Source organism: Pseudomonas sp. MWU16-30317 (assembly GCF_020515695.1).
GTDB lineage: Bacteria > Pseudomonadota > Gammaproteobacteria > Pseudomonadales > Pseudomonadaceae > Aquipseudomonas.
In genome coordinates, this window is the sequence record NZ_JAIWJA010000005.1 from 446409 (window position 1) to 468595 (window position 22187).

Consider the following 22187-nt stretch of genomic DNA (forward strand, 5'->3'; position numbering starts at 1 on the left):
AATGCCAGAATTAGAGATCAATGCGCGCACCGGGCGCCGGCGCCTCCAGCAGACTCAGGAAATCTTCATAGGCGCCTTTCAATCCAGCCATTTCCGCAACCCGAGGGCGCCAGCCAAGCTTTTTGATCTTGCTGCTGTCCAGCAGCTTGCGCATCGTACCGTTTGGTTTGTTCTTGTCATATACAATCTGCCCACGAAAGCCAACAACTTCAGCGATCATTTCAGCGAGATCTGCAATTGCTAAGTCGTGGTTGCAGCCAATGTTGTATAGGTCATGAGTAGTGGAAGCAAGCATCACGCACTTCAGCGCCTCAGCCAAGTCATCTACATGAAGTAGTTCACGACGCGGCGTTCCGTCACCCCACACAATGAATTCACTCTTTTTTTGAATTTTTGCTTCGTGCGTCCGGCGAATGATGCCAGCAACGACGTGGCTGTGCTGCGAGTGATAGTTATCGCCTGGGCCATAGAGATTCGGCGGAATCACCGAAACAAAATCGCATCCATACTGTTTTCGATAAGCTCTGCACATTTCGATGCCGGCAATCTTGCTGACTGCATAGGCGCGAACGCTTTCGTCTAGAGGGCCGCTGAGGAGCGCCTCTTCGGCAATCGGTTGCTCGGCATTTTTAGGGTAGGTGCAATTGGTGGCTACAAATAGTAACTTTTTCACGCCTATTTTATGGGCGCCAGATATGACATTCGTTTGAATCATCAAGTTGTCGTATATAAAAGATGCGGGGAGTGTTGAGTTTGCGTGAATACCGCCTACTTTGGCGCCCACATGAAAAATGTAGTCTGGACGATTCTTGTCCATCCAATCGTAAACCGCCGCTTGGTCGGTCAGATCCAACTCCTGCCTGGACGTCAGGAGCAGTTGGACATCCTCACCCTCGAATAGTCGAACGACGGCTGATCCCAGCATCCCTCGGTGGCCGGTGATCCAGACCTTCTTGCCTGCGAGGCTCGGTGCGGAACCTTGCTCTGGTGCCATGGCGGTTGTTAACGGCATTTGTCCATCCTAAATATTCAGAAAGCTTCGCGGTTCACCTTCACCTACGGCGGGTATCTGTCAGCGGATAGCGCGGTACGCCCATCGAACGCCAGCTGTCGCGTCCGGCATCCCTACGCAGCGCTTATACCCATGGACCGCCCTAAGCATCAAGTGGAACAAATCAAATCGGGCTGATAGTCCTCACATTACACCCTTACGCAAGCGTAGATCGAGAGGCTGGGGCGGTCGTGGCATCCAGCTCTGCCTAAGTAGGCTTCAGGTGCTGCGCAGTAGTCATTCAAGTCCCCTGTGCAGGCGTTGTGCGGACAAAATAACTGGCTTCAAAGCGGTTCGTCCACCCGTAAGGCCACATCCGATTGAATTTTTTCAATTTTCAGTCAATTAGCGGCCTAGCAGCGCCGCCAAAAGGTGGCACAACTGTCTCTAATTATTTCATTGTGGTGGCTATATGGTGTCACGGCTAATCCAATAGTGACAGCGTCCAAGCCGGTTGGGTCGTTTCGGCCCCCCTAAATTTGGGCCGTTCCCGGCTAGCGGCTCATTGCCCCAAGCATATAGCCCTCAGGGAATTGTGGCCGTTTTCAGATCCCAAACTTGTACGCGCGTATCGCTCGCGTTATTGTGCGCCGCACTCGAGATCTGTAGATGTTCACGGACCGAAGCGTTAATTTTAACTTGCTGCTCGTGTAGGCTTCGTAGGCAGGGGATAATGGTCATGTCTATTTTGGTTACTGGAGGCACCGGTTTCGTCGGTGCCACATTGCTCGAATCCTTCGCCAACTCCGACTGCGTTGCTCTAAAAGCCTGTGTTCGCACCCCCCCGATCAATCCATCCGAAAGAATCTCCTATGTGCGGGTCCCATCAATAGATGCCCGAACGGATTGGTCCCAGCTGCTGCCAGGCGTGAATGTAGTGGTTCACACTGCGGCTCGGGTACACGTCATGGATCCGCGTGCCCAGGACGACAAAGACCAGTATTTCGAAATCAACGTTGCCGGAACAATAAGGCTAGCCGAGCAAGCAGCGGCGGCAGGCGTAAAGCGCTTCATTTTCCTGAGCTCGATCAAAGTTAACGGTGAAGGGACAACCCCAGATCGGATGTTTACCGCAGACGACCCTCCCGCGCCCATGGATGCGTATGCAGTGTCCAAAGCCGAGGCGGAGACCAGGCTACTCAGGCTGGCATCCCGCTCAGCTATGGAGGTCGTGATCATTCGTCCGGTGCTTGTCTACGGTCCAGGCGTAAAAGCTAACTTCCTGAGCATGATGCGCTGGCTTGACCGGGGTATTCCGCTGCCGCTCGGCAGTATCAAGAATCTCCGTAGTCTGGTCGCGGTTGGAAACTTGGTGGATTTCATAAGGCTTTGCGCGGTGCATCCAGGTGCAGCCAATCAAATCTTTCTGGTTAGCGATGGCGAGGATCTTTCCACGAGCGATTTGCTGCGCCGCACCGCTCGGTCGTTATCAGTGACGCCGCGGCTGTTCCGCTTCCCCGCCGATATTCTCGGAAGAATTGCCAAGCTTTTTGGAAAGACTCCGCAACTTGAACGATTGGCAGGATCTCTACAGGTTGACATTACCAAGAACAAGCTGCTGTTAGGTTGGGTGCCGCCTATTCCGGTCGATGAGGCACTCCAGCAAACGGCGTCTTTTTACAAGAAATTTCAGAGTTGACCGGATTTAAACAGTCCTTTCTGATTCGTCGAGGATCCGCGATGCGTCTCTTTGGGTGACCGGGGCGCCGTAATCCGCGCGACTTCAGGACCTGCGACGTGTATCGAGTATTTTGGAAGATATGAAGTGATGATATTGGTGGTGATGGGCGCGTTGCTTTCCTGGGGGCTGACAGGCTTGGTTCGGCAATATGCGCTGAAGCGCAGTGTCATGGATATACCCAATGAGCGTAGCTCTCACTCCGTGCCTACGCCTCGGGGAGGTGGTGTCGCAATAGTGCTGACGTTTTTGTTGGGGGCAGCGATGTTCTATTCCATGGGGCTGCTGAACACTTCCTTCTTTGTTGGGTGCTGCGGGGCAGGTGCCTTGATCGCCGCCATTGGATTCCTCGACGACCATGGTCATATCCCGGCGCGGTGGAGATTGCTTGGGCATTTTGCTGCGGCTATCTGGGCGCTGATCTGGCTCGGCGGGATGCCGCCCATTAAGCTTTTCGGACTTACATTTTCAATGGGGTGGGCCGGGCATGTTCTTGCCGTTCTGTACCTAGTATGGCTACTCAATTTGTACAACTTTATGGACGGCATCGACGGCATTGCTAGCATAGAGGCCATATCGGTTTGTCTTGGAGCATGCTCGCTGTATGGCATCAGTGGCCAATCCTCACTTGCCATCGTCCCCCTGTTCTTGGCTGCGGTTGTTGTTGGATTTCTCATGTGGAACTTCCCTCCCGCGAAAATATTCATGGGAGACGCAGGCAGCGGTTTCCTCGGCATCGTGCTTGGGATCCTGTCACTGCAAGGTGCTAGCCAGGCACCAGAGTTTTTCTGCTCCTGGCTCATTTTATTAGGCGTGTTTATCGTCGATGCGACATTTACACTAATCCGCCGTCTGGTGCGTGGGGATCGAGTTTATGAAGCTCACCGTAGTCATGGATACCAATACGCGTCGCGGAAGTTCGGCAGCCACCGGACGGTCATACTGGCGGTGGCGGTTATCAATATGGTTTGGCTGGTTCCCCTGGCGATCTGCGTGGTGATGAAGTGGCTTCCAGGAATCGGCGGATTGGCCCTAGCTTATGGTCCTTTGCTACTGATGGCTATTAAGTATCATTCTGGGGAGTTGGAGAGACTCTGAAAACTGAGTCAATTTATGAATTCTAAGATGGAAACACTGTTTTTGATGCTTGCACAAGGTGTGTGTGCTTCAATACGTGACGTTTATGGCTGACAGGCTCATCGGATGATCAAATCTACTGCGGTCCACTCTTTTGACGCTCTCCGGAGGCGTGGCAGGTCCTTCGGTGGCATTGATACGTCGCAGCTCGGTTTGGTTCGTGATGAATAGACTCAGCGCGTCGCTCCTCGCGCTTCCACGCCGGGCAAAGCGTATTCTGCAGGTATGTGCGGATATCGTTCTGGTCTGCGTCGCGCTTTGGATGTCATTTCTTGTCCGTCTGGGGATCGAGCAGCCGCTGCAGCCTTTGCTCAATCATCCATGGCTTTTCATTGCTGCGCCTGCCATCGCTATTCCTCTTTTCGTACGTTTTGGTATGTACCGTGCGGTCATGCGGTATTTCGGCAACGATGCACTCGTGGCTATTGTCAAAGCGGTCAGCCTTTCTTCCCTGATTCTGGCGCTCGTGGTCTTCTGGTACAGCAACCACACGTCCATGGTCCCACGGTCGATCATCTTCAACTATTGGTGGTTGAGTATGGTAATTGTCGGTGGGCTGCGTCTGGCTATGCGTCAGTACTTCATGGGGGATTGGTTTAACGCATTTCATCGAGCACCTTCCTCTGAGCGTGAAAATGGGGTCAAGGTCGCTATTTACGGCGCGGGGGGCGCCGGCAATCAGTTGCTCGCTGCTTTGCGGATGGGCCGCCATATGCGGCCAGTAGCGTTCATCGATGACGATACCAACATTGCTGATCGAGTTATTTCAGGGTTGCAGGTGTTCAATCCGAGACACATCCAGCGGATGATCGATCTGACGGGTGCGCAGGAAATCCTGCTAGCGCTGCCCGCTACCAGCCGCTCCCGCCGCCGCGAAATCCTCAGCTACCTCGAGGGCTTCCCCTTGCATGTGCGTAGCGTGCCGAACTTCGCCGCGCTGGCCAGTGGACAAGTCAAGGTCAGTGACATTCAGGAAGTCGATATCGCTGACTTGCTCGGTCGCGATGCAGTCCCCGCTCAGGCAGATCTTTTGGCCCAGTGTGTAACCGACAAATGTGTCCTAGTGACAGGGGCAGGGGGCTCGATCGGGTCCGAGCTATGCCGTCAGATTTTGGCGCTACAGCCGTCGGTGATGATCATGCTCGACCATAGCGAATTCAACCTGTACACCATCAGCTCCGAGCTAGAAGCACGCGTTCAACGCAAGGGCTGGACCACTAAAATGCTGCCTACCTTAGGTACGGTCAGAGATCAGGCCAAGCTCTTCGATGTCATGAGGAGTTGGACGGTAGAGACGGTCTACCACGCTGCCGCGTACAAGCACGTGCCGATGGTCGAGCACAATATTGCCGAAGGCGTGCGCAATAATATCATCGGTACGGTCAACACTGCCCAGGCCGCTTTGCGTGCTGGTGTCGAGAATTTCGTCTTGATCTCCACCGACAAGGCGGTGCGGCCGACCAACGTCATGGGTAGCACCAAGAGGATTTCGGAGCTGGTGTTGCAAGCCCTGAGTCGCGAGGTGGCGCCGGTATTGTTTGGAGATCACGCTAACGTATCGCGCGTGAATAAAACCCGATTTACCATGGTCCGCTTCGGTAATGTGCTGGGATCTTCAGGGTCGGTTATTCCGTTATTCCATTCCCAGATTCGCAGTGGTGGTCCGTTGACGGTGACCCATCCGCAGATCACGCGTTACTTCATGACAATACCAGAAGCGGCTCAGTTGGTAATTCAGGCGGGCTCCATGGGAGCAGGCGGGGATGTTTTTGTTCTGGATATGGGCGAGCCGGTGCGTATTGCCGAGTTAGCGGAAAAGATGATTCATCTATCGGGGTTAAGTGTGCGATCCGAGCGTAACCCCCAAGGCGACATCGAAATCGAGTTCAGCGGGCTTCGTCCCGGAGAAAAACTCTTCGAGGAGCTGCTAATCGGCGATAACGTTGAGGGTACCGGGCACCCGATGATCATGTGTGCGAGTGAAGATTTTTTACCTTGGGATACCCTCAAGTCGCGGTTGAGCGGATTGCTCACTGCATTGGAAGCCGATGATTATGATCAGGTGCGGCAGGTCCTGTGCGATACGGTGAGCGGCTATGTGCCTCAGGGTGAAATTGTCGATTGGTTCCATTTACAACGTCATTCGCAATGATGCTACCCAGTGGGGGTAGGTGGGAATTTGTCGGATGCCTAACGTTACCTTCATCTCATCCGTCCGGTAAAACCAGCAGGTGGCTGAACAGCGTTGAGTATAGCCCCATGCCGGGAAGAAACCCGGCCCTGAACGCTATAGTGCCTCATCCGAGCAAGTCTACTCCTGTTAAGACGCGGCGTTTTAACTTACTCAAGAATCTGAGGAATCAGCTCCTTTGCGAAATATCGCGATCCAGCTGGAGTGAGATGTACTATGTCGTACTGGTACGGCATATCATCTGCATTTGCCATAGGGCATGACCCACTAGGGCATATGGTGTGGAATCTTGAAATGTATCGGGCAGCAGTAGTCGCTACCGCCGCAGACACGGCCAGTTCCGAGTTTTGAATCGTGGCCAGACCAGATCACGTCCTGAAGACTAACGCTCCAGCCGGCTCCAGTTGCTCGCCAGATAATTAATCGCCTTTCCCAGCACGCTTTGCGGCGTCACTTGGGACTGAGTTTTATCGAGCCAGCATTTCAACTGAGCCAAGATCGGCAGACTTTTTTCCTGACGACCGATAAATCGCTGATCGTCGCTGCCATCCTTGAGCTCACGTTCGATCCCGTACAGTTTACTGATCATCATCAGCGCGATATCGGCATGCCCGGTCTTGCCCTTGGGGTGCACTTTGTGTGCTTCGACAAATTTGCGCCGGGCACGGGCCATACACGTCAGGCGCTCTACGCCCGGTTGCAACGCCAGCGCGTTATAGCCCGCATAATCGTTGGTCATCACATAGCCGCGATAACTTTCCAGCAGCCGTAGTGGCACGTCCTGCGCGCGGCTGGAAGTGTAGTCAAACAATACGACTTTACGGCCGGGCGGCCCGCTCACCTGTACCCACATCCAGGATTGGCTGGTCGGGTCTCGATCTGGTTCTTTAAGTAACTGAACGCGGGTTTCATCACAGTGGATGACCGGGCTTTCCAGCAACCGGTCGCGCATCAGATTTAACAGCGGCTGCAAATGCTCGCCGCACTGGATAATCCGCCGGGCCATTGTTTGATGCGGGATTTCTATGCCATGTCGGCTTAGCACCGTTTCAAAACGATGCAGGCAAGCCGTCGACATACTTGGTGGTCAGCAGCATGGCCAACACGCTCGGGCTGGCCGTGCTCTTTTCGATCAACTGCGCAGGTTTGTCGGCTGTGATCGGCGCCGATTCACAACCACGGCGGCCGTAGACTTTGCGGATGTGTTTGATTACGCGGATTTGCATCGGCACGATATTCAGCTGCTCGCTGGTTTCTTCGCTGATGACGTGTTTGCGGCAACCGTAGGCACAGGTCAGTTCGTGGTCGGGCAGCTCGTGGATGACTTCAATGCGCGGCAGGTCAGCCGACAATGGCTTGCGCTTGCCACGGCGTGGCGCCGGGGCAACAATTTCCTCGTCAGCGTCGCCGACCGGAAGCATAGGCTCGCTTTCGGGCTCATTGAACAGCGCCTGTTGCGGGGTGTTGGGCTTTAGAGTCTGTTCAAATTTTGCGGCCAAAGATACGGTCACGCACAACTTGATCTGTTCTTTCAGATCGACGATGTGAGTCTCGTATGCTTGTGCGGTTACGTCCTGACGACTGAATGCCTCAAGCAACATTTTCTTGAGCAGAACAGGGTCATCAGGAAGGTCTTCGGGCAAGGGTCGCATACCCTGGATTATACCCGTCAGGCAACCAATCTTGGAGTCAAAACCTTGTGCGGACGGTTACGCCACAGATCAAATCCGTCCAATAACCAGTTCAACTCCTCCACCGTTAGAACGATGGCGTCGGGCGAGGTTTGGAAGCGCTCGGACTTGAGGCGCTTGAGCCATAGACAAAAGCCGTAGCGCTCCCAACAAAGGATTTTCACTCGGTTACGGTTGCGATTTAGAAATACGAAAATCCACGGGATCGAAGACAGCGGCCTTTATATCCAGCTCGACCAGAGTGGCCAATCCGTCGATTGATTTTCGAAAGTCGACAGGCTTGGGGTACAGGTACACTTTCTCGACTTTTGCACCGGGTCGCATCGTGGCGAAGGCTCAAGAATGAAATCGGGAGCACAGCATCAGCTGTCAGCTATTCACTTGCATGTGGGGTTCATGGAGCGGATACGAATTTACGACGTGCGGTATTGAAAGAACCGGATCGAGACCCGACCAGTCAATCATGGATGTGGGTGCAAGCCAGCGGGTCTCTGGGCCGAAAAGTAGTGTTATTCGACTACACCTGCAGCCGTGCGCAAGACGTACCGTTACGTCTGCTGGAAAGTTATCGCGGGTATGTCATGACCGAGACGACGGCGGTTACAATGCGTTGGCGCTGCTACCCGGTGTGGAGCGTCTAGCGTGCATGGCGGATGCGCGGCGCAAGTTTGTGGACGCAAAGAAAGTGCAACCCACGGGCAAGACGGGGCGTGCTGATATCGCGCTGACTTATGATCAATAAGTTGTACAGCATTGAGCTTGAGCTGAAAGACGGCAGCGGGGGTGTCAGAAATTTTGTGTTCGGGCATAACATGAGGAAGGAGTTGCATGTATGCCAACCAAAAAGAAACCCGAGTTACGGAAACTACCGAAAATCCCGAAAGAGCTGCTCGAACAGTTCATCCGATGGGATGATGACCGCTGACGCCATCGAAGACGCCTCTGCAGCGTTCAAGAAGGCCTCGATTGAGCGGGCCCTGAGTGCCGAGCTCGGCCATCACCTGGGCTATCCGCCGGGCGCGCAGCGCCCAGAGGATGAGACCAGCCAGCGCAATGGTAAAAGCGGCAAGACGGTTCTGACTGGGGACGGTCCTATCCGGCTGGATATCCCACGGGATCGGGATGGCAGCTTCTCGCCCATCCTGATCCCAAAACACGAGCGCCGTTACACCGGTTTTGATGACAAGATCATCGCCATGTATGCCCTTGGAATGACGGTCAGAGAGATCCGAGCGTTTCTCTCCGAGCAATACAGCACGGACGTTTCGCCCGATTTCATCAGTTCGGTAACCGACGAAGTCATGGCTGAAATCGGAACTTGGCAACAGCGGCCTTTGGAGCCGATGTATCCGGTGATTCTCTTTGATGCCCTGCGAGTCAAAATCTGCGAAGAAGGGCTGGTTCGCAATTAAGCGATCTACTGGCTTTGGGTGTTTTGCCGGACGGAACACGCTACATCCTCGGCATCTGGATCGAGAACACCGAGGGCACCAAGTTCTGGATGAAGGTTTTCAACGACCTCAGAACGCGCGGCGTCGAAGATGTTTTGATTGCTGTGACCGATGGCCTCAAGGGCGTGCCAGAAGCCCTTGGCGCCGTGTTCCCAGACACGACACTGCAGACGTGCATTGTGCATCTGATCCGCAACAGCCTTGATTACGCGGCCTGGGACAAGCATCGTGGACTGGCCAAGGCGCTCAACCCGATCTACCAGGCGGTCACCGCCGAAGCGGCTGAGTAGGAGCTGGATACGTTTGAAAACGGGCCTTGGGGCAAGCAGTATCCTACGGTAGTGGCTGCCTGGCGGCGCGCTTGGGATCGGGTGATCCTATTTTTCGTCTTCCCGCCGGCGATCCGAAAAGTGCTCTACACGAGCAACGCCATCGAGAGCATCAACGCTCAGTTGCGAAAGATCATCAAGACCCGCGGCCACTTCCCGACCGACGATGCAGCAACCAAACTGATCTGGCTTGGGCTGCGCAATATTACCGCAAACAGGGGCTTCGCGGCCCATGACTGGAAAAGTGCGATGAATCAATTTGCGATTCTATACGGAGATCGATTTACTAGGCCGACCTAGTAAAAGCACGGTCTGTCTGGCGGCAGGCCGTTAACGGCCCGCAAACAAAAAAACTGACAGTCCCAAAAAAACTGACAGTCCCCCGTATTTACGTGGCCCAATTCGGAGGAAGGTTCAGCCCAATCTGGCCCAGCAGATTCAATCCACCACCTCAACCCTCATCCCCAACAACCCCGCCCCCAAACACTTCCCATGCGCATCCAGGGCCAACGCCCTGGTCACACCTCCCTTCAAAATCCCCGGCAGCACAAAATTCAGCGCTCCCAACCCCGGCAGCTCATACCGTCTCACCACCGACCCTTGCGGCAGCAGCTCAGCAAAAAACGCCCCAACGCGCTCCGCGGTCACCTGCGCACACAACACCTCATAATCCTCAAGCCGATAAGCAATCAGCGAAATATTCGAGGTATCGCCCTTGTCCCCCGTGCGCGAGTGCGCCAATGTCCTGAGCATTACGGTAGCCATCACACATCCTCCAGATGAACACGCGCCGCCACCCGGCCGCGATCAACCAGCAGCGACGCCACTGCCACCACCTGCCGTACGCTCTTGGTCGCGCCGCCGCCGCCCGCCGGGCCGTTGGTGTAGAGCGTTTCCACTTCAATGCCAATCTTCACTGCGGTGGCTTTGTCCGTACACCGTGCCGAAACGCGCAGCCGTACTTCCCAAGGCTCGACACCCGCGAGATTGCCGATAACTGCTCCATGCAGGGAGTCGACGCCCATCAAGTCGGCCCGTACCTCCTCGCACTCCACGGCCATCAGCCGCAGCCGTTCCAGCACCACGGCGCGGGCGAGCTCGGCGCGGGCGAGGGCGCCTGGCCCGCCGTAGGAGATTTGCCCTTCGCCGATCCAACCATCCAAATAGCCCACCGATACCTTCAGTTGCGGCGGCCGCAAACGTCCGGTCGCACCACTGACGGCCACCCGGTCCGGCCCCACCTGCGCGAAGCGCACCTCACTGAAGTCCGCCGTTACGTCCGGGGTCAAATACGCCGCTGGGTCGTGCACCTCATACAGCAACTGTTCGCTGCAAGTCGCGGGGGTGACGCAACCGCCGCTGCCCTCGACCTTGGTAATCACCACACTGCCATCGCTGCCCACCTCGGCAAGCGGAAAGCCCAGGCGCGCAAGGCCCTCGACGTCCTTGAGCCCAGGGTCGGCGAAATAGCCGCCAGTGATCTGTCCGGCGCACTCGAGCAGATGTCCCACCAGGGTCGCGCGCCCCAGCAACGGCCAGTCGTCCAGCGCCCAGCCAAATTCGAATACCTGCGGCGCGACGAACAACGAGGGGTCGGCCACACGACCGGTGATGATCACATCGGCGTCGGCCTGCAGCGCTTCGACCATCCCTTCGACGCCCATGTAAGCATTGGCGGAGATGACTCGATCGCCCATCTGCTCCAGAGTCACCTGATTATCCAGACGCGACCCCGTTGCCAGTAAAGCGAGCACATCATCGCCCGTGACCGCAGCGATCTTGAGATGCTCACCGCCCAGTTCCCACGCAATGCGCCGCACCAGCCGCGCCGCCGCCACCGGGTTTGCCGCGCCCATATTGGTGATGACCCGCAAACGCCGTTTACCGCGAGCGCTCAGTACATAGGGCAGGATTCGCCGCATGCGTTCTTCCAGCAACGGGTCGAAGCCCGACTCGGGGTCGGCCAGGCGTGCCTGTTGCGCCAGGGCGATGGTGCGCTCGGCCAGACACTCGAATACCAGGTAATCCAGCTCGCCCTTGGCGGCCAGCTCCACAGCTGGCTCGATGCGGTCGCCGGAATAGCCGGCGCCGGAGCCGATGCGTAACACTTTCATTCAAAACACTCCCAGCAGCAGGGCGGTGAAGGTCATCAACACCGAGGCGGCGAACAGAAAGGGGATGGTGAAGCGCTGGTGGTCGGCCAGTTCGACTTTGCACAGGCCCACCAACAGGAAGGTCGCCGGGGTCAGCGGGCTGACCGGGAAGCCTGTGGTGTGCACGCCCAGCAGTGAGGCCTGGGCGACCTGCAACGGGTCGACGCCCAGCGAGCGGCCGACTTCGGCGATCACCGGCATGACGCCGAAGTAGTAGGAGTCCGGGTCGAACAGCAGGCTCAGCGGCATGGACAAAAAGCCGACCACCGCCGGGATGAGCTTGCCATGGCCAGCGGGGATGCCCGCGACCGCGACTTCGGCCATGGCCTTGAGCATGCCAGAACCTTGCATGATGCCGGTGAACACCCCGGCAGCAAGGAGGATGCTGGCCATGGTCAAGGCGGTTTTTGCATGGGCGTCGATACGGGCACGCTGGGCGTCGACGTTGGGGTAGTTGACGCACAGCGCGACCACGGTGCCGAGCATGAACATCACCACGGGGTCGATCCAGCCGGCGATCATTACCGCCATCACCACCACCGTCAGCAACAGGTTCGGCAGGAACAGCCGCGGCCGACGCAGGGCTTCGTCATCGACGCCGAGCACGCGTTTGGGCGTCGACTCACTGCCCAGACTGCCAGCGCCCAGGCCCAGGCGGCGTTCTTCGCGCAGGCCCAGGCCCCATGCGCAGGCAAACACGAATGCCAGGCCCACCAGTTGCACGATGATCAGCGGCTGAAATAACTGGCTGACAGGCACATGCAAGGCGGCGGATGAGCGCAGCACCGGGCCGGTCCACGGCAGAAAATTGACCCCGGCGGCCATCGCAGCCACGCAGGCGAGGATCCGCCGATCCATGCCCAGGCGGGTGTACAGCGGCAGCATGGCTGGCACGGTGACCAGGAAGGTCACCGCGCCCGAACCGTCCAGATGCACCAGCAAGGCCAGTAGTGCGGTGCCGAAAACGATGCGCGTGGGGCGGGTGCCGACGGTGCGCAGGATGCGGTCGATGATCGGGTCGAGCATGCCGGCGTCGGTCATCACGCCGAAGTAGAGGATGGCGAAGACGAACATGCCCACCACCGGGGCGACGTTCTTGATGCCGGCGATGATGAAGGTGCTGGTCTGCAGCCCGAATCCGCCAATCAAGGCGGCGACGATGGGCAAGGCGATCAGGGCGACGAGAGGCGAAAGGCGTTTGCTCATGACACTCACGAGCAGGCACAGAATGGTGATGACACCGAGTATTGCGAGCATAGCGGCTCTCCGCGTAGCCACGCCGGCATGGGCGTAGCGAGTTTTGTTGTTGTTTGGTGAGTATCGAAAGATGCGGCGCTCGGTGTAAATTGAAATATACCTGTGGTCACGTTCGGGAAAACAAAATGAAGAACGCCCTTCAGCACATCCGTGCCTTTATCGCCGTGGCCCATGCTGGCAACTTTGCCAAGGCCGCCACCCAGCTGCACCTGTCGCCTTCGGCCCTGACCGTGCAGGTGCAGCAGTTGGAAACCTGGTTGGGCATCACCTTGCTCGATCGTGGCCCGCGGCACCTGGCGCTGACGCCCGCCGGGCGACAGAATCTGGCCCCCATGGAAAAACTGCTGATGGACCTCGACAATATTGTCGAGCAAAGCCACGACCTGGCAGGCTTGCGCCGTGGAGTCGTGGAACTGGCCGCGTTACCGTCGTTGTGTTCGGGGGTGTTGCCCAGGGTGATGGGTGAGTTTCAGCAGCAGTATCCAGGTGTGGAAATACGCCTGCGTGATGTGGTGGCGCACCGTATCGACGACTTGGTGCGCAACGGTGACGTGGAGTTCGGCCTTGGAGGGCGGGGCAAGGGTGGCGGTCTGGACTTTCGATTCTTGCTCATGGACCGGTTGTGCGTGTGTGTTCGCGATGATCACCCATTGGCGCGCAGGCAGCCGCTGACGCTGGCCGATCTGAGCGGCCAGCCGATGATCCTGACCGGCCGCGACAGCAGCGTGCGTGAGCAGGTCGAACGCGTATTCGCCGACCACGGCTTGCGGCTGATCGCCCGTGCCGAGGCCAATTATATGTCTACGGTGCTGGCCTTGGTGCAGCAGGGGCAGGGCATCAGTCTGCTGCCGGAATCGGCGGCGCAAGGGCAGGTCGGGGTGTCGTGTCGGGTGATCGACGGGCCGCACATGAACCGCGAGATTGGCCTGATCACTCGCGCGGAGCAGGGCCTGAGCCCGGCGGCATCAGCCTTCGTAAAACACTTCGAGGGGCGGGTGCAATGAGCCCGCTGCATGAGCGCGTACACTACTGCAAACGTCCTGTTCCTGAGGTGAACGAGCAATGCCCATGATCCATAAACTTGCCGACGTCGCCAGTGCTTCCATCGGTGCCGGAACTCGCGTGTGGCAGTTCGCTGTCATTCTCGAGGGGGCCGTCATCGGCGAAAACTGCAACCTCTGCGCGCATACTTACGTAGAGAACGATGTGGTGATCGGTCACAACGTTACCCTCAAAAGTGGCGTCTACCTGTGGGCGGGGACACGTCTTGAGGACAATGTGTTCATCGGTCCGAACGCGACCTTCACCAACGATAGAATGCCGCGCTCGAAGGTGTACCCCGATGCTTTCGAAGGCATCACCGTGCGGACGGGGGCAAGCATCGGCGCCAACGCTACGTTGCTTCCAGGCATCACTGTCGGCCAGGGCGCGATGGTGGGCGCGGGGGCCGTGGTCACGCGGGATGTCCCAGACTACGCCGTCGTAGTCGGTAACCCGGCTAAAGTCACCCGGTATCTGAAGTAGGCTCAGTCAGCGATCCATGGCCTGGCGCCAATCGACCGTTTAACTGCGCGTCGGTGGCGCGACCTGCCTGTTCAGAGCTGCTAGCATGATTAGCAATGAAGTCAGGATGCTGAATAGTTTTCTTCAGCCGCTAAGGAGTTTTATGAGCAGGGCTGGCCAACGATCATCCAATGCCAAGTATTTGTGCCCTACCAAAAAAATGGCCTTTCTGCTGCATGAGCCAATGATGCTCAATCATTATGAAAGTGTCTGGCAGGCCTTGGGCAAGTCGCAGTTTTCTATCGTCCTGACGCAATATTTTTATCTGGATCAGAACGGTCAACAGAAAGAAGGCATCCCTGCATTTTTCAAGCATGTCCAAGCGCGAGGCTATCAGGTGCTTGATATAGAGCAGGTGATAGACAGCGGCATCAGGTTCGACTATTCCGTCAGTAATCATCCTATCTCGGGCGGTAGCAAGACTCGCAAACCCGAACAAAGACACGATCGCTACAAAAAGCTGTGGAATCGAATCCTCATCGCGTCCGGGCGTCGAGCCCGGTGGCATTACGGGGTAGATATCGACACGCTGCTACCCCTGCAAGTGGGCAGAAAGCAGATCCGCTACATGTACGGGGCCGATCTCAGCGACGCCTGGAGTTTGATGGACTGGAACGAGATCTACGATATCTTCCTGTGCCATGGCGTGAATGACGAGCGGATCATAAAGGAGCGGTTTGCAGGTGAGGTATTCGTCATGGGCTATCCGCGTTATGACGAGTATTTCGAGGCAGATCTTGATGTGGCCAGCATCAGCAAGGAGTTTGACCTGACTCCAGGCAAAAAGACCTTGCTGTGGATGCCGACATTGGGAGGCGAAAGCTCTTCCATCCCGGTGTATGCGCAAGCGATCGCGCGATTGCACGACCAGGTCAATATCATCGTCAGGCCTCACCCGCTCTCGTTCGTGCAGGAGCGGGAATACATTGCGGCACTACAAGCCTGCGATTTTAAAATCGATCGTACCTCGACCCGTAATATGAATCAGCTGTATGGCGCTGCGGATCTGGTGCTGGCTGACTACGGCGGCACACCGTTCTCTGCGGTGTTCCTGGGCAAGAATACGGTGCTGCTGGATGTGCCAGGAGGAGACGAATCGCCGATGAATGTTGGCTCTTCGGTGCTCGAACTGAAAAAATCGCTGCCGGTGTATACGCCCGATACTGTCGAGCAGTTGCCCCAGGCGCTGTCTTCGCCAGCATTTATGCAACGTAACGACGCTGCAATCGAACACCTCTTTCAACAGTACTTTGGCTCGCCCCGAGGTCGTAACGCCGCCCGGGTTGCCAAGTATCTTGAATCACTTTGAACCGCTGTTTTTGAACGGGCCTGAAAAATGAGTAGTGAGCTGATGCAAACCGGCGGACTGATCTGGATCACTGGCTACTCCGGTGCTGGCAAGACGACGGTTGCGCAAATCGTCAGTCAGGCGCTCAGAGAGGAGGGGCTACCTGTGTTGTTGCTGGATGGCGACGACTTGCGCAGCATCCTCGGTGAAAAATTCGGCCATGAGCTGGATGAGCGTAAACGCTTGGCCTATGTCTATTCGAGGCTGTGCAAGCGCGTCAGCGAAAACGGCATTACCGTGGTCATCGCGACCGTCGCGATGTTCGAGTCGGTGCGTGTGGAAAACCGTTTATCCAATGATCTCTACGTCGAAGCCTACCTCGACGTGCCACTGGATATCAGGGCCGAGCGCGACCCCAAAGGCATCTACCGTGCCCAGGCCAAGCAGAACATATCGCCCACGCCCGCTGGATTTGAAGAGCCCGAAAACCCTGATCTCATCCTCAAGAATTATGGTGACACGACCCCGCAAATGGCGGCGGGCGAAATCGTTCGGCATTTTCGGCAGGCGGTGCAGCTTCGCCAGCGCAAGCAAATACCCGTGCCGGCCGTTTATCAGGACAGGGCCAGGTATTGGGATGCCTACTATCAAAAGCGCGGCGCACCGATCCCGCCGTCTTCGTTCGCGATTTTTTGTGCTGAAAACTTTTTCAGTGATAACTGCCACGTATTGGAGTTTGGCTGCGGGAACGGTCGAGATACGTTTTATTTCTCGAAGAAATATCAAGTCACCGGCATTGATCAGTCCGCAGTTGCTATCAACATCAACAGGCAGCGCGCCAAAGACGAACAGATCCTGAATATAGACTTCGTCGATGGTGACTTTGCTGGCGTGGTGGGCGGTCTACCGGAAGTCGTCGATGCGGTCTATGGGCGATTCGTGATACATGCCATATCGCTCGACGACGAGGGCAAAGTGCTAGGTCATGCCCATAAAATACTGAAAGCAGGAGGCAAGCTTTATCTGGAGTTCCGCACCGATAAGGACAGCCTGATGCAGGAAGGGACCGAGGTGGGTGAGAATGAGCGGGTAACTGACCACTACCGGCGCTTCATCAATGTTGGGGAGTTTTGCAAACGTCTTTTGGCAATCGGATTCACGGTTGACTATTGCATCGAGCGTGATGGACTGGCCAAGCACGGTGACGATGATCCGATAGTCGCTCGGGTCATTGCTCGCAAGTAGCGCCGATGAGGGGGCGGCGGAGAGCGCAGCCCCCTAGGGATGAAGTTACAAGAACCTTCCTACCTGCGCTAATACCGCCTCATCCAATTCCGGCGTCATCTGATGCAATGGATTCGACGCCATCCCGGTCGCGGTCACCCGGCTGGTAATCTTCGGAAAGTACGTCTGCTCCGGGTCCATCTTGACGATAAAGGCTACGGGCCCCGTGCTCTCGAGTTGTGGGCCAAAGTCTGCCGATTCCGCAAACCCAGGCTCGACCCGCACCACCGGGATCCCGTAAGCCGCAAACAACGCCGCCCAGTTCGGCAGGCCCAGGCCTGTCTCTAAGTCGCATCCCACATAGCGCCCACCAAAATAGCTGCGTTGTGTCGAACGAATCGAGGCGTAGCCCGAGTCGTCGAAAATAAAGATCTTCACGTTCAAGCGGTTGATGCCAACGGTGCCGATTTCCTGCAGGTTTTGGGCGAAACCGCCATCGCCTTCCACCAGTATCACCCGGCGCTCGGGGTTGGCGAACGCCGCGCCGATGGCACCGCTCAGGCCGTAACCCATGGATGCCAGGCCCTTGTTGGTGACCACCCGTTGCCCGGCTTTCTGGGCGAACACCTGCATCATCACCGTGAACGCGCCGCCGCTGCTGCACGGGACGATCACGTCATCGTTCCTGAGCAAGGTCGACACGTGTTCGACCAGCTTGAACGGCGACTGGTAGCCCTCATGGGTGGTGTTCTCTTCGACCAGCGGCACTGTTGCTTGTACCTGACGGCAGTAGCTGTGCCAGTCACTCCACTGGCCCTCGATTTTGCCGGCCAGGGACTTTAGCCATGGGTTGACGTCGGCGCAGATCGGCAGGTCGACGCGTGGGTGACCCTTGGTCAGCTCGGCGACGTCGATATCGACCTGCACCACCTTGCCGCCGCGGCCGAACTCCTGCCAGTTGAAGCCGGTTTGCTGCAGGCCCAGGCGCGTGCCCAAGGCAATCACCAGGTCAGCCTGTTGCAGCAGCAAGTTGGCGTAGCGTTGGCCCCAGGTATTAGGCCGGCCGAAGTAGCAGGGGTGGTCTGCGGGGACGCGGTCCAGGCCGTTCCAGGTGGTGAACAGCGGCAATGAATAGCGCTCGGCGACGTCTGTCAGCGCGGCGGCAGCTTCACGGCTGACACCTCCACCGATCAGCACGGCCGGGCGTTGTGCATCGCCAAGCAGGGCGAGCACTTGGTCCAGCGAGTTGGCGGCGCTGCGCACCCCGGGCGGTATGGGCAGGTCCTTGCCGGTGATGGCGCTGGCGGCGGTGGTGGGTAGCTCTTCGGCGCTCATCAGTCGGCCTTGCACGTCCAGTGGAAGTTCGATGAACACCGGGCCAGGGCGGCCGCGCTCGGTAGCGCTGCACAGGGCCAGGAAGGCCTCGCGCGACACTTGGCTGTCCAGGCGTTCGGCGGCCACGGTGACGGGGCGAGCGATGGCGACGCCGTCGATTTCCTGGATGCCGCGTTGGCGCAGGTGGCCGTGGCTGAGGTCGGCGGTCTTGACCTGGCCGCCGAGTACCAGCAGTTCGCGGCTTTCGAGATAGGCGCCGGCCAGCGCGGTGACGATGTTGGTGAGGCCCGGGCCGGCGGTGACCAGCGCCAGTGCCTTGCTGCCGTCCGCCGAGGTGGCGTTGAAGTATTCAGCGGCAATGCCGGCTGCGACTTCGTGCACCGTAGGGATGCAGGTCAGGTGGTGGCTGAGGCTTTCGAGCAGGTGCATGATGTTGCCACCCGCGACGAAGAAGCAGTGGGTGTAGCCGGCTTCGGCCAGCCAGCCGCTGACCCAGTCACTGTACTTTTTCTGCATGATGTCTCCCGATACTATTTTTGTCGGTTGTGGCACGAATGGCCGGGCCCTGTTAGCGGTGCCCGGCGGGCGTCAAGGCTATTGGATGCCGAAGAAGGTTTCGATGCGCTCGACCACGTAGTCGAGCATCTCGGGAGTCAGGCCTGGCCATACGCCGACCCAGAACGTCTGGTTCATGATCCGATCGGTGTTGGTCAAAGTGCCCGACACGCGATATTCACGGCCGATCATGTACGGCTGGCGCAGCAGGTTGCCGGCGAACAGCAGGCGCGTGCCGACCTTGTGGTCGTCGAGGTAGGTCAGCAAGTCGAGACGGGTGAACGCGGTCCCTTCCTTGAGGCTGATCGGGAACCCGAACCAGGAGGGATCGCTGCCTTCGGTGGCCTCTGGCAGGACCAGAAACTCCTGGCAACGCGCCAGCTTTTCCTTGAGGTAGGCGAAGTTGCGTTTGCGGGCCTCGATGAAGGACGGCAGCTTGTCCATCTGAGCCAGGGCGCAAGCGGCTTGCATGTCGGTGATCTTGAGGTTGTAGCCCAGGTGCGAGTAGGTGTACTTGTGGTCGTAGCCGTACGGCAGGTCGCCCAGCTGCCAGCAGAAACGCTTCTTGCAAGTGTTGTCCTCACCGGGCGGGCAGAAGCACGAGCGACCCCAGTCGCGGATCGATTCGACGGCCAGGCGCAGTTTGGACTTGTTGGTGAACACCGCGCCGCCTTCACCCATGGTGATGTGGTGCGCAGGATAGAAGCTCAGGGTGCCGATGTCGCCGAAGGTGCCGACCAGCTTGCCGTCGTAGGTGGAACCCAGCGCGTCGCAGCAGTCTTCGACCAGCCACAGCTTGTGCTTGTCGCACAGCTCACGGATCTTGCGCAGGTTGAACGGGTTACCCAGGGTGTGGGCCAGCATGATCGCCTTGGTTTTTGGCGAAATGGCGGCTTCGATCAAATCCGGGTCGATGTTGTAGGTGGTCGGGTCGACATCGACGAACACCGGGATCGCGCCGTTCTGGATGATCGGGTTGACGGTGGTCGGGAAGCCCGCCGCTACGCCGATCACTTCGTCACCGGGCTTGATGGCGCGGGCGCCTAAAGTCGGCGAGGTCAGTGCGGTGAACGCCAGCAAGTTGGCCGAAGAGCCCGAGTTGGTGGTCAGTACGTGCTTGACGCCGAGGAACGTGCTCAAGCGTTTTTCGAACTCGGCGTTGAAGCGGCCGGTGGTCAGCCAGCCATCCAGCGAGGCCTGGATCATCAGGCCGACTTCGGCGCCATCGATGACCTTGCCAGACGGCGGAATCGCGGTCACGCCGGGCACGAATTCGCGGCGCGCGAAGGCGGTCTTGGCGTATTGCTGGGCCAGCTCGTCGATCTGTGTTCTGAGTTCGTCTTGGGTCATCATCAGGCGATCCGCATTCGTTGTGGTCATGCTTGGCAAAAGCGTGAAATTTGCTCGGTGCACACGTGGCGCATGTCGCTGCCGGCCAGGTACGACCGGTGCCAGGCGACGACTTCGTCCAGGGCACGGGCGAGGGACCAGCGGGGCGTCCACGCCAGCTCTGCACGAGCTTTGGAGCAATCGAGTTTCAGGTAATGAGCTTCGTGCGGGGCGGCGGCGTTGGCTTCGACACGCACCTGCGCGCCATCGGCCCAAGACTGCGCCATGCGTTCGGCAATCCATGCCACCGGCTGCGCGTCGGCGTCGGCAGGGCCGAAGTTCCAGCCCTCGGCAAAAGCCGCGCCGTCGATGAACAGGCGTTGAGCCAGCAGCAGGTACCCAGACAACGGTTCCAGCACATGCTGCCAGGGGCGCACGGCGCCGGGATTGCGGATGACCGCGGCGCGCCCCTGCTCGAAGGCACGCAGCAGGTCGGGTACCAACCGGTCAGCAGCCCAGTCACCGCCGCCGATCACGTTGCCGGCACGGCCACTGCCCACCGCCACACCGTGCTCGGCATGGCGTGCCGGGTTGAAATACGAGTTGCGGTAGGCCGCAGTGACCAGCTCGGTGCAGCCCTTGCTGGCGCTATAGGGGTCGTACCCGCCCATGGCTTCGTTCTCGCGGTAGCCCCAGGGCCACTCGCGGTTGTCATAGCATTTGTCGGAGCTGACGATCACACAGGCGCGCACGCCGCCTACCTGGCGCACGGCCTCAAGCAGATGCACTGTGCCCATCACGTTGGTAGAGAAGGTCTCGATCGGGGCGTCGTACGAATAGCGCACCAGCGGCTGCGCGGCCAGGTGCAGGACGATGTCCGGCCGGGCCTGTTGGAGGGCTGCGGTCAGCGCCGTCAGATCGCGGATATCACCGATCAACGAGGACATGCCGGTCGCCACCGAGGCGACTTCGAACAGGTTCGGCGTGGTCTGCGGGGCGAGGGCGAACCCGGTGACCTGGGCGCCCATTTGCTGCAACCAGAGCGCCAGCCAGCCGCCCTTGAAGCCGGTGTGCCCGGTCAGGAAAACTTTTTTGCCGTGCCAGAACGCGGGCTCGATCACCATACTTTCCACGGTGCCAGGTTGCGTTCCCACAAATCCTCCAGCTGTTGTTTTTCCCGCAGGGTGTCCATCGGCTGCCAGAAGCCGGCGTGTTCGTAGGCCATCAGGTCGCCTTCGCGCGCGAGTGTCTGCAGCGGCTCGGCTTCCCAGATGGTGTCGTCGCCCTCGATCAAGTCCAGCACTTCAGGTTTGAGGACGAAATAGCCGCCGTTGATCCATGCATCGTCGCCATGGGGTTTTTCCCGGAAGCTGTCGACGCGCTGCTTGCGAATGTTCAATGCGCCGAAGCGTCCCGGTGGCTGGGTGGCCGTGACCGTGGCGCGTTTACCATGGGCCTTGTGAAAGGCGATCAAGCTACCGATATCGACGTTGGAGACGCCATCGCCATAGGTGAAGCAGAAGTCTTCATCGGGCTCCAGGTATTTACGCACACGGCGCAGTCGGCCGCCGGTCTGCGAGTCGGCACCCGTATCCACCAGCGTCACGCGCCACGGTTCGGCGCTGTTCTGATGAACCTTCATCTCGTTGTTGGCCATGTCGAAGGTGACGTCCGACATATGCAGGAAATAGTTGGCGAAATACTCTTTGATGACATAGCCCTTGTAGCCCAGGCAGATCACGAAATCGTTCACACCGAAGTGAGAATAGGTTTTCATGATGTGCCAAAGGATAGGCCGGCCGCCGATCTCGACCATGGGTTTGGGCCGGATGCTTGTCTCTTCGCTCAAACGGCTCCCTAGCCCACCCGCCAGGATCACTGCTTTCATCGTACGCTCCCGCGTCATGTCAAAAAAATTACGTCGCAGCGGGAGGTATGCGCAAGTCGTGCCAGAG

Annotated in this window: 17 protein-coding genes and 3 pseudogenes; 9 read left to right on the top strand and 11 right to left on the bottom strand. The window is 58.1% G+C overall.

The genetic code is table 11. The annotated features are described in order from the left end of the window. Positions 1-10: 10 nt before the first annotated feature. Positions 11-1012 carry a GDP-L-fucose synthase gene (locus tag LIX93_RS17255; protein WP_226505261.1) on the bottom strand — a complete coding sequence of 334 codons (1002 nt, stop codon included), beginning with the start codon at positions 1010-1012 and terminating at the stop codon, positions 11-13. Positions 1013-1730: 718 nt separating this feature from the next. Here LIX93_RS17255 and LIX93_RS17260 point away from each other — a divergent pair. From LIX93_RS17260 to LIX93_RS17270, 3 genes are all read left to right on the top strand, one after another. After that, positions 1731-2690: an SDR family oxidoreductase gene (locus tag LIX93_RS17260; protein ID WP_346015226.1), complete on the top strand. Its 960-nt coding sequence runs from the start codon at positions 1731-1733 to the stop codon at positions 2688-2690. Between the two features lie 129 nt (positions 2691-2819). Beyond that, entirely contained in the window at positions 2820-3827 is a 1008-nt protein-coding gene (locus tag LIX93_RS17265; protein WP_226505338.1) for a glycosyltransferase family 4 protein, read from the top strand. Positions 3828-4029: 202 nt separating this feature from the next. Then, complete coding sequence (locus tag LIX93_RS17270; protein WP_226505339.1) at positions 4030-6018, top strand: nucleoside-diphosphate sugar epimerase/dehydratase; 1989 nt, start codon at positions 4030-4032, stop codon at positions 6016-6018. Between the two features lie 424 nt (positions 6019-6442). On the opposite strand, the pseudogene LIX93_RS17280 reads toward LIX93_RS17270, so the two are convergent. From LIX93_RS17280 to tnpB (LIX93_RS29600), 3 genes and pseudogenes are all read right to left on the bottom strand, one after another. Continuing rightward, positions 6443-7709, bottom strand: a pseudogene (locus LIX93_RS17280) (IS66 family transposase); the annotation flags it as partial. A 17-nt stretch (positions 7710-7726) separates the two neighbouring features. Next, complete coding sequence (tnpB, locus tag LIX93_RS17285; RefSeq protein ID WP_346015227.1) at positions 7727-7912, bottom strand: IS66 family insertion sequence element accessory protein TnpB; 186 nt, start codon at positions 7910-7912, stop codon at positions 7727-7729. A gap of 4 nt (positions 7913-7916) precedes the next feature. After that, positions 7917-8072, bottom strand: a complete 156-nt coding sequence (tnpB, locus tag LIX93_RS29600; protein ID WP_260524819.1) for an IS66 family insertion sequence element accessory protein TnpB — start codon at positions 8070-8072, stop codon at positions 7917-7919. A 68-nt stretch (positions 8073-8140) separates the two neighbouring features. Here tnpB (LIX93_RS29600) and LIX93_RS17290 point away from each other — a divergent pair. Continuing rightward, a pseudogene (locus LIX93_RS17290) lies at positions 8141-8527 on the top strand (transposase); the annotation flags it as partial. A 53-nt stretch (positions 8528-8580) separates the two neighbouring features. After that, positions 8581-9828: pseudogene (locus LIX93_RS17295) on the top strand (IS256 family transposase). Positions 9829-9966: 138 nt separating this feature from the next. Here LIX93_RS17295 and LIX93_RS17300 read toward each other — a convergent pair. Genes LIX93_RS17300 through LIX93_RS17310 form a run of 3 tightly spaced genes read right to left on the bottom strand, consistent with a single transcriptional unit; the run spans position 9967 to position 12938 of the window. Continuing rightward, positions 9967-10293: a hypothetical protein gene (locus LIX93_RS17300; RefSeq protein ID WP_226505264.1), complete on the bottom strand. Its 327-nt coding sequence runs from the start codon at positions 10291-10293 to the stop codon at positions 9967-9969. Next, positions 10293-11642 (bottom strand): acyclic terpene utilization AtuA family protein, encoded by a 1350-nt coding sequence (locus LIX93_RS17305; protein WP_226505265.1) that lies wholly within the window; start codon positions 11640-11642, stop codon positions 10293-10295. Before LIX93_RS17305 ends, LIX93_RS17300 begins: the two co-directional genes overlap by 1 nt. Further along, positions 11643-12938 (bottom strand): citrate:proton symporter, encoded by a 1296-nt coding sequence (locus LIX93_RS17310; RefSeq protein ID WP_226505266.1) that lies wholly within the window; start codon positions 12936-12938, stop codon positions 11643-11645. 125 nt (positions 12939-13063) lie between these two features. On the opposite strand from LIX93_RS17310, the gene LIX93_RS17315 reads away from it, so the two are divergent. From LIX93_RS17315 to LIX93_RS17330, 4 genes are all read left to right on the top strand, one after another. Further along, positions 13064-13942 carry a LysR family transcriptional regulator gene (locus tag LIX93_RS17315; protein ID WP_226505267.1) on the top strand — a complete coding sequence of 293 codons (879 nt, stop codon included), beginning with the start codon at positions 13064-13066 and terminating at the stop codon, positions 13940-13942. Between the two features lie 58 nt (positions 13943-14000). Then, positions 14001-14462, top strand: coding sequence for an acyltransferase (locus LIX93_RS17320; RefSeq protein ID WP_226505268.1), 462 nt, complete (start codon positions 14001-14003; stop codon positions 14460-14462). A gap of 85 nt (positions 14463-14547) precedes the next feature. Continuing rightward, positions 14548-15810, top strand: a complete 1263-nt coding sequence (locus LIX93_RS17325; RefSeq protein ID WP_226505269.1) for a CDP-glycerol glycerophosphotransferase family protein — start codon at positions 14548-14550, stop codon at positions 15808-15810. 27 nt (positions 15811-15837) lie between these two features. Next, complete coding sequence (locus tag LIX93_RS17330) at positions 15838-17034, top strand: adenylyl-sulfate kinase (RefSeq protein ID WP_226505270.1); 1197 nt, start codon at positions 15838-15840, stop codon at positions 17032-17034. Between the two features lie 45 nt (positions 17035-17079). Here the strand turns inward: LIX93_RS17330 and LIX93_RS17335 are convergent, their stop codons facing one another. The 4 genes from LIX93_RS17335 to rfbF form a co-directional block, all read right to left on the bottom strand. After that, a complete protein-coding gene (locus LIX93_RS17335; protein WP_226505271.1) occupies positions 17080-18864 on the bottom strand; it encodes a thiamine pyrophosphate-binding protein in 1785 nt (594 codons plus the stop codon). Positions 18865-18942: 78 nt separating this feature from the next. Further along, on the bottom strand, positions 18943-20253 hold the full coding sequence (gene rfbH / locus LIX93_RS17340; RefSeq protein ID WP_226505340.1) for a lipopolysaccharide biosynthesis protein RfbH: 1311 nt from the start codon (positions 20251-20253) through the stop codon (positions 18943-18945). 26 nt (positions 20254-20279) lie between these two features. Beyond that, entirely contained in the window at positions 20280-21356 is a 1077-nt protein-coding gene (gene rfbG, locus LIX93_RS17345; protein ID WP_226505341.1) for a CDP-glucose 4,6-dehydratase, read from the bottom strand. Continuing rightward, positions 21350-22120: a glucose-1-phosphate cytidylyltransferase gene (gene rfbF / locus LIX93_RS17350; protein ID WP_226505272.1), complete on the bottom strand. Its 771-nt coding sequence runs from the start codon at positions 22118-22120 to the stop codon at positions 21350-21352. Before rfbF ends, rfbG begins: the two co-directional genes overlap by 7 nt. Between the last annotated feature and the right edge of the window lie 67 nt (positions 22121-22187).

What these genes read in the sequence shown, in the direction of transcription:
- LIX93_RS17255 (WP_226505261.1), bottom strand. Translation starts at nt 1,012, where the DNA reads ATGCCGTTAACAACCGCCATGGCACCAGAGCAAGGTTCCGCACCGAGC.
- LIX93_RS17260 (WP_346015226.1), top strand. Translation starts at nt 1,731, where the DNA reads ATGTCTATTTTGGTTACTGGAGGCACCGGTTTCGTCGGTGCCACATTG.
- LIX93_RS17265 (WP_226505338.1), top strand. Translation starts at nt 2,820, where the DNA reads ATGATATTGGTGGTGATGGGCGCGTTGCTTTCCTGGGGGCTGACAGGC.
- LIX93_RS17270 (WP_226505339.1), top strand. Translation starts at nt 4,030, where the DNA reads ATGAATAGACTCAGCGCGTCGCTCCTCGCGCTTCCACGCCGGGCAAAG.
- tnpB (WP_260524819.1), bottom strand. Translation starts at nt 8,072, where the DNA reads ATGCGACCCGGTGCAAAAGTCGAGAAAGTGTACCTGTACCCCAAGCCT.
- LIX93_RS17300 (WP_226505264.1), bottom strand. Translation starts at nt 10,293, where the DNA reads ATGGCTACCGTAATGCTCAGGACATTGGCGCACTCGCGCACGGGGGAC.
- LIX93_RS17305 (WP_226505265.1), bottom strand. Translation starts at nt 11,642, where the DNA reads ATGAAAGTGTTACGCATCGGCTCCGGCGCCGGCTATTCCGGCGACCGC.
- LIX93_RS17310 (WP_226505266.1), bottom strand. Translation starts at nt 12,938, where the DNA reads ATGCTCGCAATACTCGGTGTCATCACCATTCTGTGCCTGCTCGTGAGT.
- LIX93_RS17315 (WP_226505267.1), top strand. Translation starts at nt 13,064, where the DNA reads ATGAAGAACGCCCTTCAGCACATCCGTGCCTTTATCGCCGTGGCCCAT.
- LIX93_RS17320 (WP_226505268.1), top strand. Translation starts at nt 14,001, where the DNA reads ATGCCCATGATCCATAAACTTGCCGACGTCGCCAGTGCTTCCATCGGT.
- LIX93_RS17325 (WP_226505269.1), top strand. Translation starts at nt 14,548, where the DNA reads ATGATTAGCAATGAAGTCAGGATGCTGAATAGTTTTCTTCAGCCGCTA.
- LIX93_RS17330 (WP_226505270.1), top strand. Translation starts at nt 15,838, where the DNA reads ATGAGTAGTGAGCTGATGCAAACCGGCGGACTGATCTGGATCACTGGC.
- LIX93_RS17335 (WP_226505271.1), bottom strand. Translation starts at nt 18,864, where the DNA reads ATGCAGAAAAAGTACAGTGACTGGGTCAGCGGCTGGCTGGCCGAAGCC.
- rfbH (WP_226505340.1), bottom strand. Translation starts at nt 20,253, where the DNA reads ATGACCCAAGACGAACTCAGAACACAGATCGACGAGCTGGCCCAGCAA.
- rfbG (WP_226505341.1), bottom strand. Translation starts at nt 21,356, where the DNA reads ATGGTGATCGAGCCCGCGTTCTGGCACGGCAAAAAAGTTTTCCTGACC.
- rfbF (WP_226505272.1), bottom strand. Translation starts at nt 22,120, where the DNA reads ATGAAAGCAGTGATCCTGGCGGGTGGGCTAGGGAGCCGTTTGAGCGAA.